Source organism: Shewanella sp. LC6 (assembly GCF_006385735.2).
In the GTDB taxonomy this organism is placed as follows: domain Bacteria; phylum Pseudomonadota; class Gammaproteobacteria; order Enterobacterales; family Shewanellaceae; genus Shewanella; species Shewanella xiamenensis.
Genome location: NZ_CP043902.1, coordinates 3,287,673 through 3,301,187 on the forward strand (window position 1 = coordinate 3,287,673; position 13,515 = coordinate 3,301,187).

A 13,515-nucleotide genomic window follows, 5' to 3' on the forward strand; every position below is an offset into this window, starting at 1 on the left:
TAGGGTCGAGCTGGCGGTGCGATATTATGTTTATCCTCAGTGGGATGTTTGCCCTTGCCAGCTCAGTCTTGGTCTTGTTGATTTAGCAGTTATTCCCGATTAAGCCTTTGATTAGACTTCGATTGCCATAGCGGTCGCTTCACCGCCACCGATACAGAGTGAGGCTACGCCGCGCTTAAGCCCACGGGCTTTAAGTGCATGAATTAAGGTCACCAGCAAACGTGCGCCCGAGCAACCGATAGGATGACCTAAGGCACAGGCACCGCCATTCACGTTCACTTTGGCCATATCTAAACCTAATTCAGAAACGGCCAGCATAGTCACCATGGCAAAGGCTTCGTTGATTTCGAACAGGTCAACCTCGTCCTTAGACCAGCCGACATTGCTCAACAGTTTTGCCATCGCGCCAACGGGCGCAGTGGTAAAGAGTGATGGCTCCTGGGCATGGGTGGTGTGGCCCTTGATGGTGGCCAGCACAGTTAAGCCTAACTGCTCGGCATTGGCGCGGGTGGTTAGCATCAGCGCTGCCGCGCCATCGGAAATAGAGCTTGAGTTTGCCGCCGTAATAGTGCCGTCTTTGGCAAATGCTGGGCGCAGTGCAGGGATTTTTTCAGGGCGAGCGTTACCAGGCTGCTCATCGGTATCGATAGTCACATCACCACGGCGATCGCTCACAGTCACAGGTACAATTTCCGCCTTGAAGGCGCCAGAAGTAATAGCCGCATTGGCTTTTTCCAGTGAGCTTAGGGCAAAGGCATCCATTTGCTCGCGGGTTAAGCCGTATTCATCGGCAGTTTTCTGGGCGAATGTGCCCATAGCGCCGCCAGTGTAGGCATCTTCTAAACCGTCGAGGAACATATGATCTAAGACCTTGCCATGGCCCATACGCATGCCAGCGCGCGCTTTATCTAGCAAGTAAGGAGCTTGGCTCATGCTTTCCATACCACCAGCAACCACCAACTTAGCACTGCCCGCTTTGAGTAAATCGTGGGCAAGCATCACGGTTTTCATCCCAGAGCCACAGACTTTGTTTACGGTCGTAGCGCCAACAGACAGGGGTAAACCTGCACCTAAGGTTGCCTGACGCGCAGGTGCTTGACCCAGACCCGCTGGCAATACGCAGCCCATTAACACTTCATCAACCTTATCACCCGCAACTTGGGTATCAGCTAACAGGGCTTTGATGGCGGTGGCCGCTAAGCTCGGAGACGTTACGCCAGACAAACTGCCTTGAAAGCCACCCATTGGGGTGCGTTTAGCGGCAACAATAACGATCTCTTGGTTAAATTGTTCAGTACTCATGGGGACTCCAAGCTAAATGTGCCTTGGCGGTAACACACGCCAGCGGCGGATAAATAGTAACAATGAAACCACTCTGACGTTTACGCGAACGTAAAGCAAGTATTCCTTGGTCTAATGTATCGATTTTATCCACGTCAGATTGTCAGTCAGAATTTACAGTCGAGAGGCCTTAACGGCATTTGAAATGGTAACAAGGAGGAAGTGACTCAATAAAAGCGCTTGCCTTGCAGCAGGAACAAAACCTTACCAGCAGATGATGAACAGCGCTAAAGACAAATGAGGTTAACAGGCGAGCAAACAGTGGCTAAGCGAATGGTAAATTTATTAGGGCGTGTTGACGTTTCGAGATTAGATTTTGTTCGTTCTGGCAAGTTCGTGCTCGCGAAACGAGGAATGATGTGTAGTTATTCTACTCAAATGACGAGCGACAAAGAGCAAGGGCTTGCCAGACGAACCCTTCGGGCAGCATTTGGCTGGCTTTTCTGCTGCGTTATCGTCCGTTTATGTAGAATAACTACACTGCACGGACTTTGCCTTGCATAAAAGCCAGCCTAATTGCTGCAAAAATAACCCTGAAACGTCAACACGCCCTAGTCAGTTCAAAAAATTCAAGCAAACAGAAACAGCATAGCGAGGTGATTCAACAGGCATTGAGCTTAAGAAACCGTCAATGCCTGACAAACTAAAACAACGTCCCTACTGCGATTCCCATGGTGTCATCGCTGTCATATCACTCAGGTCGTAAGGCGTTAATTGGTAAACGTAATAGTTAAGCCAGTTGCTAACTAGCAGGCTACCATGGCTGTGCCAACGGGCAATGGCATCGGCCTTAGGATCATCGTTACGGTAATAGTTTTGTGGCACATTTGGGTTTAAGCCCTGCGCCAAATCCCGATGATATTCATCGTTTAGGGTGGATTTTTGATACTCAGGGTGACCCATGACAAACAGGTTGCGATTATTGCGACTGAGGACCAAATAGGCTCCTGCTTCCTCGGACTCTGCCAGCACTTGTAGTTCAGGATGTCGCTTAAGCTCCTCAATATCCATCTCGGCAAAGCGGGAATGCGGTGCAAAGAACTCATCATCAAATCCGCGCAGCAGCGGGAAATGCAGGCAGGTGCGGCGATGGACAAACACCCCTGAGCGCTTTTGCTCAAGGATTTTACGATTTAATCCATAGAGATGGTAAAGCCCAGCGTGCGCCGCCCAGCAGAGGAAGAGCACCGAGGTAACATGCTGCTGTGACCAATCGATAATTTCACGGATATGGTCCCAATAAGTCACATCTTCAAAATCAATTTGCCCTAACGGCGCGCCAGTGATGATTAGGCCGTCGTAGTTTTTATGGCGCACATCCTCAAAATCACGGTAGAAGGTGTTCATATGATCGATAGAAGTGTGCTTCGACTCTTTATCGTGAATACGCAGTAAATCCACATCCACCTGCAAGGGCGTGTTGCCTAAAAGGCGTAGAAGCTGGGTTTCGGTCTCAATTTTATTGGGCATCAAGTTCAGGATCAGTACCTTCATCGGTCTGATATCCTGATTGGCGGCCCGAGTTTCGGACATTACGAAAATATTTTCAGATTCTAAAATCCCTGCTGCTGGCAGATGATCTGGAATTTTAACTGGCATACCGCGCCTCTTCTGTTCAAACAATCAAGGGTTCCGGCGCGCGTATGCCACTCAGCAAAGAGCAAACAAATTAGCGGCCGACTTTCTCAAGCAGTATCGTCATAGGCTCAGTCGAATTGAGATCGACATGATAGGCTTGAGTATTAATAAACAATAACTTATCACCGAGCATAATCCTTGCACCAATGGCATAGGTATGCCCTGCTTCAAACTGATCGCGCCCTATAGTAAAACTAAATGGCGTAGGGGTTTTAGCGCCTTGACTCTCACGCTCTGCCATCACCACAGCAGGTACATCCATCTTAGAGACATCAAGCAACTGCACAATCAACTTGGCATCGGCAGGCAGTGCGATACGTTCGCGATACATGGCCTCACCTTTAATCTCAACAACCGCATTTGGTGTGGCACAACCTGTCATCATCGTCGTCACAGTGAGTAATACCATTGCCGCCCATTTTTGCCATGCAGATGTCAGTCCGCTAATCCTTAACCCATGTGTCATTTCATTTCTCCTAATCATACATAAAGACTTCTGGATGTCTATACGCCCAAGCTATAAATCTTGTCATGCTGGGCATATCTTCCTATGATAAGCCACCATTTCGTTGCCGAAAAATTTATGACCCAAGCAACTGCGATAATTGTGGGCGCTAGCTCACATTTAAGCCGCGAACTTGCCAAACAATTGGCCGAACAGCAAGTTGAATTAGCACTTTTTGCACAGGATGTTGAATCGCTGCGCGAGTTCGCCTCGACCTTACCTACCAAAGTACAAGTATTTTCACTGCAAATTGAACAGCCAAGTGCCATCATCAAGCAACTCGAAAACGTCTGGCAAAGTCTCGGCGGTGCTCATTTAGTCTTGGTGAATACCGGACTCAATAGCTACGACCCTGAGCTGCCATGGTTACCTGAGCAAGACATTATCGACGTCAATGTGCGGGGCTTTGCCGCTATCTGTAATACCGCTTTTAGATTATTTCGCGAACAGGGTTACGGCCAGCTTGCCACCATTAACTCGATTGCTGGTCTGCGCGGCGGCCCGAGTGTGGCTTATCATGCCTCTAAAGCCTTTGCGCAAAACTATTTGGAAGGCTTAAGCATGCATGCCCAGCGGCTTAAGTTGCCTATTACTATTACCGATATTCAACTTGGTTTACTGGATAAGGCCGCCATGCAGCAAAGCACCCTATGGCTTGCCCCGCTCCCGCAAGTGGCGGCGCAGATCATTAAGGCCATGCAGCAGGGTAAACGTCGTGTCTATGTGACCAAGCGTTGGCGCTTAGTGGCTTGGCTGACTAAATTACTGCCTGAGTTTATCTATAACACTCGCCACTGGAAGCCGAAAAAGGCTAAAAAGTAGTGTTGTTCCGCGTTTAGCTTTATTACACTGCGAAAACAAAAAAGGAGCCGCTGGCTCCTTTTTTTGTTACTTTAAAATCAGATGATTAGAAAGTGTAACCCACGCTGACCATATAAACCCATGGGTTAATGTCAGTATCAATTACTTTAGTATCACCCGCTAACTTAAACTTCACATCGGTGCTAATTTGCGCATACCACACAGAGGCGTTAACTAACCAGTTTTTATTGACTTGATAATCGATACCCGCTTGCGCCGCTAGGCCCCAGGAGGTGCTCATGCTTAAGTCAGTTAAGGCACCATTTAAATCGTTGGTGAATTCATTGTCGAAGAAGTTAGTGTAGTTCACACCCACGCCTACATATGGACGTAATGCAGATTGAGCATTACCAAAATAGTACTGTGCCACTAGAGTTGGTGGCAAATGTTTGGTTTCAGCAATCTTATTACCACCTAAAGAGACATCATGGCTAAATGGAGTCGCAGCTAATAACTCTACCCCGAAGTTATCGGTCAGCATATAACCAAAGTTCAAGCCTAGTTGAGTGTTATTGCTGATTTGGAATTCACCATTGCCCGCAACATCATCACTCGATTCATTTGGCGCAACAACCACAGCACCGGCACGAACAATGATATCGCCCGCTTGATGGGCAGAAACAGAAGCAGAGAAACCAGCGGCTAACAGGGTGGCAGCGATCAGTGTAGAAACAGTAGTTTTATTCATCATCATACTCCATATGTACAACATAGGTTTTTGTTTTACATTACATCCTTAACAATTGACGCCTACACTGCCAGATAAAATTATTCACCTTATTGATCTAAATCAAGATTAGGCGGCGATACTTATTTCGAGGTATAAATCATGAGATACAAGTCACGTTATCTAAACATTTATTGACAATACCGGTTCATTTTTTGTGACCAACCGCATTAATTAGCCATCACTAATCACCTCCCGAAGAGGTAATAGGAGGAAAATTGCCAATTTCGCCATTTACATTTAATCAACATAAATTGAAATTAAAATCCGATGAAATTCGACGATATTCAGTAGAAAAAACGCGAAAGAATCCAAAAGCAGGCAAAGACAGGAATTAAGAATCGACCTAGAAGGTGCTTATTTCGGTTTACACTCACTCATCTGCGAATAAAAGAATAAGCCTCTAAACTCATCTTAACCAAATGGCTCAATAGGCTATAGCTAGTCGCGGATATTGTTTAAGCCAAGACTTTGCGGCTAACCGTTGATGAAATAACGCTAAAGGACGCCGAGGATTGGGCGTTAGTTGTAAGGCAAATAATGAGGCTAAGCCAAAGGGGGCGATAATATGTAAGCCTTTATTGGCTGGAGCAGAAAACTTAAGCGTCTGTTCAAGCGACACACCGACAGCAGTTTCGATTTCGGGCCAATAACACATTGCATCCAGTGTCGATTGATAGGGATTGTCGAGATGCTTAAGGTGCATTCGCGCCTGATTTTTTACTGACCAAGGTAAGTCTGGCGCCAGTGTTTGTAGGTAGGCTTCTATCGCCCTATCTCGCTCAGGAAGAGTATCCAAGGGACAATAGTAAATCAGATCGATATCGTTTAACGGACGCGGCTTAATATCGTGCAATTTGTCCCACACCAGATTACGGACAAACCCCGCCGCCAAGCACCACTGCGGAATATCATACACTTGGGCACATTGCTGCGCTAATTCAAGTGCCCTTAACCGCTGTTTATCTTGGCTTAGCCATGCGCATAACAATGCATTTAATTCGGCTTCAGTCATGGCCAATATCCGCTTTAATAAGTTAGAAACACAGAAGTGACATCGACTCACGCCACTTCATCATCGATTTCATCGCACTTAATAAGCAGTTAATGATAGGTTAAACTGCATCGGCTTGGCGCTCTGGCGCCGCATCCGCAAAGGCTGGCAATAAATTACATTCAGCCCATACTCGCATAATATTGGGGTACGGCGTTAAATCCACATTAAAACGCTGCGCGTTGTACACCTGCGGCACTAAACACAAATCTGCGATAGTCACCTTATCCCCAAAGCAATATCGGCCACTATGGCGCGCCAGTTGGGTCTCAAGTGCCGCAAATCCCGTTGCCACCCAATGGTGATACCAAGCGGTTTTAGCTTCTTCGTCAACGTTCAGCTTCTGAGTTAAATACTGCAATACCCGCAGGTTATTGAGTGGATGAATTTCACAGGCGATGGTTAATGCCATGGCGCGAACATGGGCACGCTCAAGGGCTGATGCGGGTAATAGCGGTGTCTTTGGATAGAGTTCATCTAGATACTCAATAATGGCTAAAGATTGGGATAACGCATCCCCATCCTGCTCATCATCCACCACCAAAGTGGGGACTAGCTCCTGCGGGTTTAGCGCGATATAGTCCGCCTTGTGCTGCTCACCACCATCACGCACTAAATGCACCGATAACTGCTCGGCGCTCACACCTTTAAGATTGAGGGCAATACGCACACGATAGGCGGCGCTAGAGCGCCAATAACCGTATAGTTTCATCTCACGCTGTCCTTTTGTCATGCTGAAAAACGGGGCTAAATAGCCCCGTCGATATTATCTATCACTTTTCAAATAAAAAAGCCTTACGCCTTGTACTCAACCACTTTTTGATCGATAGAGCCAAAAATTGACATTCCCTTGTCATCAAGCATTTCAATACGCACTGTGTCGCCAAAACGCATAAACGGTGTGCTAGCTTTACCATCGGCAATGACTTCGAGCATACGTTTTTCAGCTAAGCAGCTTGAGCCGGCACTGCGGTCATAGTTAGAAATCGTACCAGAACCGATAATTGCGCCCGCACCCAATGGACGGGTTTTAGCAACATGAGAAACTAACTGACTGAAGTTAAAGGTCATATCCACACCCGCATTCGGGCGGCCAAATAACTCACCGTTTAGGTATGTGATAAGCGGTAGGTGCACCTTTGAATCTTCCCAACGTGCGCCTAATTCATCTGGCGTAATGGCTACCGGCGAGAAGCTGCTCGAAGGTTTAGATTGGAAGAAACCAAAACCTTTGGCGAGTTCAGCAGGGATCAAATTACGCAGTGACACATCATTAACTAACATCAGCAGTTTGATGTGTTTCGCTGCATTTTCAACACTCACGCCCATGGGCACATCATCAGTGATCACAGCGATTTCGGATTCGAAATCGATGCCCCAGTCTTCGCTCGCCAGCGGGATATCCGCCTTGGGCGCGATAAAGCTGTCAGAGCCGCCTTGGTAAAACAGCGGATCGGTCCAGAAGGTTTCTGGCATTTCAGCGCCGCGCGCCTTACGCACTAATTCCACATGGTTTACATAGGCACTACCATCGGCCCACTGATAAGCGCGTGGTAAGGGTGATAAACATTTGGTTTCATCGAAGGCTTGCGCGTTCGGTAATTTGCCTTCGTTGAGCGCATCATACAATTCTTGTAATTGCGGTTTGAGCAATTCCCAACCATCGAGTAATTGTTGCATCGTATGGGCAATCGCTGGCACAGCCACCGTTTGAGTAAGATCGCGGCTCACTAACATTAACTGACCATCGCGGCGACCATTGTTATAACTGGCAAGTTTCATATCTGCTCCTGTGCTTCTACGGCTCGGCGTACTGCGCTTTTTATCTCGTTATAGTTAACCGACAATATCAGCTAACGCGAATTTTTTGCTGACGAGAACATAGGTGAATAAAAACCTATATTGACTCGGTATTAGGGTTTGCTGCGCGTAGAAATACCCGAAGCGACGACGGATTCCTATAGCGTGAGCAAAATCACATTTCAGCTTATTTTTTCACATTTTGTAAACTAATCATTACGTTTCCTACCCTGTTGCCGCTTGTCACTATTTCGCTGAACGATATGGTGAAAAAGTCGACAACAAAGTGGAACGATACTGTTACATCCTAAGCTTAAAGCAAGATTACTTTGGCTTGGCGATCTTATATTCCCTAAGTTTATTGGCGATAGCCGTATGAGACACGCCCAATTTCTTCGCCAATTGGCGAGTACTGGGGTAAGCCGGATATAAGCGGCGCAGTAAGCTAGCCTCAAATTGCTTCATCGCATCATCGAGATTACCTTCGAAGGCATTATCGAAATAACCAAAACCTTCGGCGTAGGATGGTAACTTAAGTTGCTCAACGGTCAGCTCGCCTGAACCATCCCACATGGATACGGCTCTAAAAACTGCATTTTTAAGCTGACGCACGTTACCCGGCCAGGCATAGGTTAAGAGATGATCGCGACATTGAGCCGAAATCCGTCTCACAGGGCTAGAAAGTTGCTGGCTGTAGTGCTCGAGGAACATCTCCGTCAGCGGAATGATATCGACCTTGCGCTCGCGCAGTGACGGAATATGGTAGCTAAGCACATGGATGCGATAGTACAAATCTTCTCTAAACTCACCGGTTTGGCACAACTCGGCTAAGTTTTTCTGGGTCGAGCAGATAATCCGTACATCGGCGCGGACTTCTTCGTCGCCGCCGATACGTCTAAAGGTGCCATCCTGTAATAACCGCAGCAATTTAACCTGTGCCGCCTTGGACATTTCAGCCACTTCATCAAGAAATACAGTGCCGCCCTTCGCCTCTTCAAAAAAACCACGTTTAATGACTTTACCTTGGCTAACGTAGCCAAACAGTTCTTCTTCGGCGGCGCTATCGGGCAATGCCGCACAGTTAATGGCAATAAACGGCTTTTCGCGGCGCATGCTGGCATCATGGCTGGCTCTAGCCATTAATTCTTTACCGGTGCCAGTTTCGCCCGTGATCAGTAATGGCGCATCGAGCTGCGCCATGCGGCGGGCTTGTTTAAGCACTTCTTTCATCTTGTCACTGCTGGCCAATACATTTTCAAAGCCTGTGGTTTGATTTTGCAGCGCATTAAATTGTTTACCCACCCGCGCAGGCGATTTAAGCGACACCACCGCACCGACGAGGATAGTTTTCTCGTCCTCATCAGGTAAATAAATCGGTAACATTTCAGCCAGATATTCGTTTTGGCCGATATTAACCCGCGCTGCCTGCGGCAGCACTTGGCCCTCACTCAGCCAGCGGCTGAAGTTAAACCCTTGTACCCAATGGTTTAAGGATTCATCAAGCACTTCGTGTTCACCCATGCCCATATTGAGCAGCGCCGATTCGTTCACAATGCGAATACGTGCCTTCACATCGATGGAAAACACAGAGTCTGGGAGAGTTTTAAGTAGGGTTTTTAAGGCGTAGTGTTCTTGCTCCGACGGCATAAATGACACCGTTCGTACATCGTGGACGCTCTCCACTTTGCGGATCTGCGGCATCAAGGCGCTTAAGGTTTCAAAACTGACTTCAGCAAATTGCAGGTAAAGAAAACCTTGGTTACTGGCATCAATGGCAATGAGATTAATGCCATAACGTTCTAACACGACTAAGATGTCTTTCGCTAAACCCACGCGATCTTGACAGCTAACTTCCAAGCGCATAATGACTGATATTCCCTATTTTGATTCGAATTTTGGGATAAACCGTGCAGAGCTATTATCTCGAGTTCGAGTCCTTAGGCTTGGCCTCGTAAGACATTCGTTTGATTAAGCCTTCATAGTTTACGCAAACGTAAAAGGCAGGATAAATAGCTGGGCGTGTATACGTTAGAAGGTTACGCTCAAAGTGGCAAGTCTAGTTTACAGCGTATTTGTAACAGGAAGAAAAAATCAGCGCCTAAATATAATTAAAGCGCTGATTTTAAAATTGAATTTTTTAATCTAACAACTGGTCGGTCTTGGCTGCCATAATGAAGTCATTTTTATGCAGGCCCTTGATTGAGTGTGACCACCAAGTCACAGTCACCTTGCCCCACTCGGTTAAAATGCCTGGGTGGTGGAATTCTTCTTCGGCCAGATCCGCTAACTTATTGGTAAACGCCATCGCTAACTTAAAGTTTTTAAACTTGTAAACCCGTTCCAATTGCATGATGCCATCACGCACTTGCACGCCCCAATCGGGGATAATGCGGATAAGTTCGGCCAATTCTGCATCGGTCACTTTCGGTGCATCGGCTTGGCAAGCTTCACATTTCATTTGGGTTAACGCTGTCATACATACTCCTCTTGGCAACATTAGGGGATCAATCCGTTGCCCTTATTACGCTTTATTTAATTCGTTTTTAACAGTCATCAGTTAGCTTGCTTTCTTGGCCTTAGGCGGATACTTAGGGGCAAACAAGCCTAGCTGACGCGCCTTAGCCACGTAGGCCATGATGTCCATCTTGGCAATTTCATCCAGCATATCAATATGTTCAATCACATAATAAATCGGCTGCATAATATCGATACGATAAGGCGTGCGCAGCACATCTAAGAGATCGAAGGGCTTACGCTCCGGCACTTGGCTTTCCATGGCATACAAGGTTTCGCCGGGAGAACTTAAAATACCGCCGCCGTAGATACACAATTCGCCATCTTGGGGCTTGAGTAAGCCAAACTCGACGGTAAACCAATACAGGCGCGCTAAAAAGACACGGTCTTCCTTGCTGGCATTTAAGCCCAATTGACCATAGATATGGGAAAAATGGGCGAAAGAAGGATTGGTCAGCAAGGGGCAATGACCAAAGATCTCATGGAAAATATCCGGCTCTTGCAGGTAATCAAACTCTTCCTTACGGCGGATAAAGGTCGCAACCGGAAATTCCTTGTTGGCCAAAAGCTCAAAGAAGCGGCCAAAGGAAATCAAGGCCGGCACGGCAGCGGTTTTCCAGCCCGTGGTTGCTTGCAATACTTTGTCTATCTCTGCCAATTGTGGAATGCGGTCCTTCGGCATCGCCAAGGCATCGAGCCCTTGGAGATATTCCTGACACGCACGCCCCGGTAGGTTCACCGCTTGGCGAGCATATAATTGGCTCCAAATATCATGTTCTTCCTGCGGGTAATGGATATACCCTGAATCATCTGCACTTCGCGCAACATAGGGCGCGGTGTGCGCTATCTCTTTAGTCATAAAATTCACTTCATGGCTGACGCTAATGCCTCCATAGTGATCTAAGCCTCGATTTTTGTTAACTCCCTCACAGTTTATTGTTTACGCGATAATGTGACGCAAACGTAAAGCAAATATTACAAAGCATTTAAAACCCTTGGTGGATCCAAATCGGATCTGAGCCTGACTGCTAGCAAACCTTGACACTGCCGCTCAAAAATGACGACGATAGGCTGATAATATGCAGAAAAACCGACAAATTTCGGTGTTTGCAAATGGCTTTTCTGCGTAGGTCATTTACAATATTGCCCAATAATCGCCTCTCCTTAATCTGAAGGTTCGCAATGAAACAACATCAAATTCGTAAAGCCGTTATTCCTGTCGCCGGACTTGGCACTCGTATGCTTCCTGCGACCAAAGCTATCCCTAAGGAAATGCTCCCTGTTGTTGATAAGCCACTGATCCAATATGTCGTTAGTGAAGCTATTGCTGCGGGTATCAAAGAAATTGTGCTCGTAACCCACGCCAGTAAAAACTCTATCGAAAACCATTTCGACACCAGTTTTGAATTAGAAGCGCAATTAGAGCGCCGCGTAAAACGTCAATTACTCGAAGCGGTGCAATCCATTTGCCCGAAAGACGTGACGGTGATCAGCGTACGTCAATCCCAAGCTAAAGGCTTAGGTCACGCTATTTTATGCGCTAAATCCGTAGTAGGTGATGCGCCTTTTGCCGTATTGCTGCCGGATGTGATTATCGATGACGCCAGTTGCGACTTAAAAACCGATAACCTTGCCGCAATGGTAAGCCTGTTTGATGAAACCCAAGTGGGTCAAATCATGGTTGAAGGCGTACCACATCATTTAGTCAATCAATATGGTATTGCCGATGTGAACGGCCACGATTTACAGCCTGGTGAATCAGAGCCATTAGTCGAACTCGTTGAAAAACCTCCAGTTGATGAAGCGCCATCTAACTTAGCCGTTGTTGGCCGTTACGTGTTACCCGCAGCAATTTGGCCATTGCTGGCCAAAACGCCTGCGGGCGCAGGTGATGAAATCCAATTAACAGACGCCATTGCGATGTTAATGAAGCAAGAAACCGTAAACGCTTACTATATGCAAGGTAAGAGTCACGACTGCGGTAACAAACAAGGCTATATGCGCGCTAACGTAGAATACGCTCTGCGCCACAGCGAAATCGGTGAAGATTTTGCCCACTACTTAAAAACAGTTGTAAAGGGAATTAAATAATGACGATTTTAGTGACCGGAGGCGCCGGTTATATTGGCACTCATACCGTAGTGGAATTACTTAACCTCAGATCTGGTTAAGCCAGCACTAAATTAGAGCTATCTAACAGTTCAAGCTCCTGAGCTGTTAGATTTAACGATGGCTTTTCTTCTTTTAAACAATATGCAATCAATCCACCAAGTAGATTGAGCATGAACCCATGCTCGCTGCGGTGTCTTGAGTGTTCAATATAGGAAATGTTCTTCAATTGGTCATTCACTGTTTCAATGATGAATCGCTTTTTTAAGATTGCTCTATCCCATAGAGAAATAAACTTTTTCTTCATGTTCTTACGAACTGTGGTGATTAACTCAACGCCCTTTTCCAAAAGCTCACCTGTTAGGGCTTGGCTAATATAGCCTTTATCACCATAAAGCTTACCAAAAAGAGACTCAGCCATTTCACTGACAGGTTGCCTGTCATCGACATTACCTTTCGTCAGTTTTAACGCTACAATTTCACCCAAGTGATTGATAATAAGATGCAGTTTAAATCCAAACGACCAGCCCATAGTTCCCTTTCCATGTTCGGCAATGCCTTCAAAAACCTTATTTCGCTTCGCTCGAATAATATGACAGACTTCAATTTTAGTGGAGTCGACAAACTGAATTCCCGTTGGCTTTCCAAGCTTTGAAGTCAGATAGCTACACATAGGGACAACGACGCTAGGCATTAATGCAAGGAAACGAGTGTAGCTCAACAACTCTGGAAAATAGGGTTTTAGCTGGCGACAAACATAGTGCAGATAATAATTTTTGAAATCTCGGTAATGTGATTGATGGAAATGAATGATAATGGTCATCACTTCTGCGGGAGAAAGGCGACAAGGTCTATTACGCTTCATTTCACCATTATCAAGCAATAAGCGTTGCCAATGTGGGATAAATAACTGACAGAAATCATCGACATCACAGTAAGTTTCAACTAGTTTGTTCATGCTCGTTC

Annotated in this window: 13 protein-coding genes; 2 read left to right on the plus strand and 11 right to left on the minus strand. The window is 46.4% G+C overall.

Annotation, left to right across the window (positions count from 1 at the left end; all coding sequences use genetic code 11):
• Positions 1-111: 111 nt before the first annotated feature.
• From FJD32_RS14850 to FJD32_RS14860, 3 genes are all read right to left on the minus strand, one after another.
• Positions 112-1,302, minus strand: a complete 1,191-nt coding sequence (locus tag FJD32_RS14850) for an acetyl-CoA C-acyltransferase (RefSeq protein ID WP_055647771.1) — start codon at positions 1,300-1,302, stop codon at positions 112-114.
• A gap of 696 nt (positions 1,303-1,998) precedes the next feature.
• Complete coding sequence (gene metA, locus FJD32_RS14855) at positions 1,999-2,940, minus strand: homoserine O-succinyltransferase (protein ID WP_037429149.1); 942 nt, start codon at positions 2,938-2,940, stop codon at positions 1,999-2,001.
• A 70-nt stretch (positions 2,941-3,010) separates the two neighbouring features.
• Complete coding sequence (locus tag FJD32_RS14860) at positions 3,011-3,445, minus strand: YbaY family lipoprotein (protein WP_037429152.1); 435 nt, start codon at positions 3,443-3,445, stop codon at positions 3,011-3,013.
• 117 nt (positions 3,446-3,562) lie between these two features.
• Between FJD32_RS14860 and FJD32_RS14865 the strand changes: the two genes are divergently transcribed.
• Positions 3,563-4,306: an SDR family NAD(P)-dependent oxidoreductase gene (locus tag FJD32_RS14865; RefSeq protein ID WP_088586961.1), complete on the plus strand. Its 744-nt coding sequence runs from the start codon at positions 3,563-3,565 to the stop codon at positions 4,304-4,306.
• 85 nt (positions 4,307-4,391) lie between these two features.
• On the opposite strand, the gene ompW is transcribed toward FJD32_RS14865, so the two are convergent.
• From ompW to phhA, 7 genes are all read right to left on the minus strand, one after another.
• Positions 4,392-5,036, minus strand: coding sequence for an outer membrane protein OmpW (gene ompW / locus FJD32_RS14870; RefSeq protein ID WP_037416836.1), 645 nt, complete (start codon positions 5,034-5,036; stop codon positions 4,392-4,394).
• 463 nt (positions 5,037-5,499) lie between these two features.
• Positions 5,500-6,087: a nucleotidyltransferase family protein gene (locus FJD32_RS14875; protein WP_088585807.1), complete on the minus strand. Its 588-nt coding sequence runs from the start codon at positions 6,085-6,087 to the stop codon at positions 5,500-5,502.
• Between the two features lie 100 nt (positions 6,088-6,187).
• Positions 6,188-6,838, minus strand: coding sequence for a maleylacetoacetate isomerase (gene maiA / locus FJD32_RS14880; protein ID WP_037416829.1), 651 nt, complete (start codon positions 6,836-6,838; stop codon positions 6,188-6,190).
• An 83-nt stretch (positions 6,839-6,921) separates the two neighbouring features.
• On the minus strand, positions 6,922-7,908 hold the full coding sequence (locus FJD32_RS14885; RefSeq protein ID WP_047539177.1) for a fumarylacetoacetate hydrolase family protein: 987 nt from the start codon (positions 7,906-7,908) through the stop codon (positions 6,922-6,924).
• Between the two features lie 342 nt (positions 7,909-8,250).
• The gene (gene tyrR / locus FJD32_RS14890; protein WP_011071819.1) at positions 8,251-9,789 is read right to left on the minus strand and encodes a transcriptional regulator TyrR; all 1,539 of its coding nucleotides are present in this window, start codon (positions 9,787-9,789) and stop codon (positions 8,251-8,253) included.
• Between the two features lie 274 nt (positions 9,790-10,063).
• Positions 10,064-10,402: a 4a-hydroxytetrahydrobiopterin dehydratase gene (locus FJD32_RS14895; RefSeq protein ID WP_088585808.1), complete on the minus strand. Its 339-nt coding sequence runs from the start codon at positions 10,400-10,402 to the stop codon at positions 10,064-10,066.
• 81 nt (positions 10,403-10,483) lie between these two features.
• Positions 10,484-11,299, minus strand: a complete 816-nt coding sequence (gene phhA / locus FJD32_RS14900) for a phenylalanine 4-monooxygenase (RefSeq protein WP_088585809.1) — start codon at positions 11,297-11,299, stop codon at positions 10,484-10,486.
• A 323-nt stretch (positions 11,300-11,622) separates the two neighbouring features.
• On the opposite strand from phhA, the gene galU reads away from it, so the two are divergent.
• Positions 11,623-12,531, plus strand: coding sequence for a UTP--glucose-1-phosphate uridylyltransferase GalU (gene galU / locus FJD32_RS14905; protein ID WP_037416817.1), 909 nt, complete (start codon positions 11,623-11,625; stop codon positions 12,529-12,531).
• Between the two features lie 76 nt (positions 12,532-12,607).
• Here the strand turns inward: galU and FJD32_RS14910 are convergent, their stop codons facing one another.
• Positions 12,608-13,507: an IS982 family transposase gene (locus FJD32_RS14910; protein WP_088585327.1), complete on the minus strand. Its 900-nt coding sequence runs from the start codon at positions 13,505-13,507 to the stop codon at positions 12,608-12,610.
• Between the last annotated feature and the right edge of the window lie 8 nt (positions 13,508-13,515).

Bases quoted from the DNA above. Each gene is read 5' to 3' on its own strand.
- tyrR (WP_011071819.1), bottom strand. From the start codon at position 9,789: ATGCGCTTGGAAGTTAGCTGTCAAGATCGCGTGGGTTTAGCGAAAGAC.
- FJD32_RS14910 (WP_088585327.1), bottom strand. From the start codon at position 13,507: ATGAACAAACTAGTTGAAACTTACTGTGATGTCGATGATTTCTGTCAG.
- maiA (WP_037416829.1), bottom strand. From the start codon at position 6,838: ATGAAACTATACGGTTATTGGCGCTCTAGCGCCGCCTATCGTGTGCGT.
- metA (WP_037429149.1), bottom strand. From the start codon at position 2,940: ATGCCAGTTAAAATTCCAGATCATCTGCCAGCAGCAGGGATTTTAGAA.
- FJD32_RS14865 (WP_088586961.1), top strand. From the start codon at position 3,563: ATGACCCAAGCAACTGCGATAATTGTGGGCGCTAGCTCACATTTAAGC.
- phhA (WP_088585809.1), bottom strand. From the start codon at position 11,299: ATGACTAAAGAGATAGCGCACACCGCGCCCTATGTTGCGCGAAGTGCA.
- ompW (WP_037416836.1), bottom strand. From the start codon at position 5,036: ATGATGAATAAAACTACTGTTTCTACACTGATCGCTGCCACCCTGTTA.
- FJD32_RS14860 (WP_037429152.1), bottom strand. From the start codon at position 3,445: ATGACACATGGGTTAAGGATTAGCGGACTGACATCTGCATGGCAAAAA.
- FJD32_RS14895 (WP_088585808.1), bottom strand. From the start codon at position 10,402: ATGACAGCGTTAACCCAAATGAAATGTGAAGCTTGCCAAGCCGATGCA.
- FJD32_RS14850 (WP_055647771.1), bottom strand. From the start codon at position 1,302: ATGAGTACTGAACAATTTAACCAAGAGATCGTTATTGTTGCCGCTAAA.
- FJD32_RS14885 (WP_047539177.1), bottom strand. From the start codon at position 7,908: ATGAAACTTGCCAGTTATAACAATGGTCGCCGCGATGGTCAGTTAATG.
- FJD32_RS14875 (WP_088585807.1), bottom strand. From the start codon at position 6,087: ATGACTGAAGCCGAATTAAATGCATTGTTATGCGCATGGCTAAGCCAA.
- galU (WP_037416817.1), top strand. From the start codon at position 11,623: ATGAAACAACATCAAATTCGTAAAGCCGTTATTCCTGTCGCCGGACTT.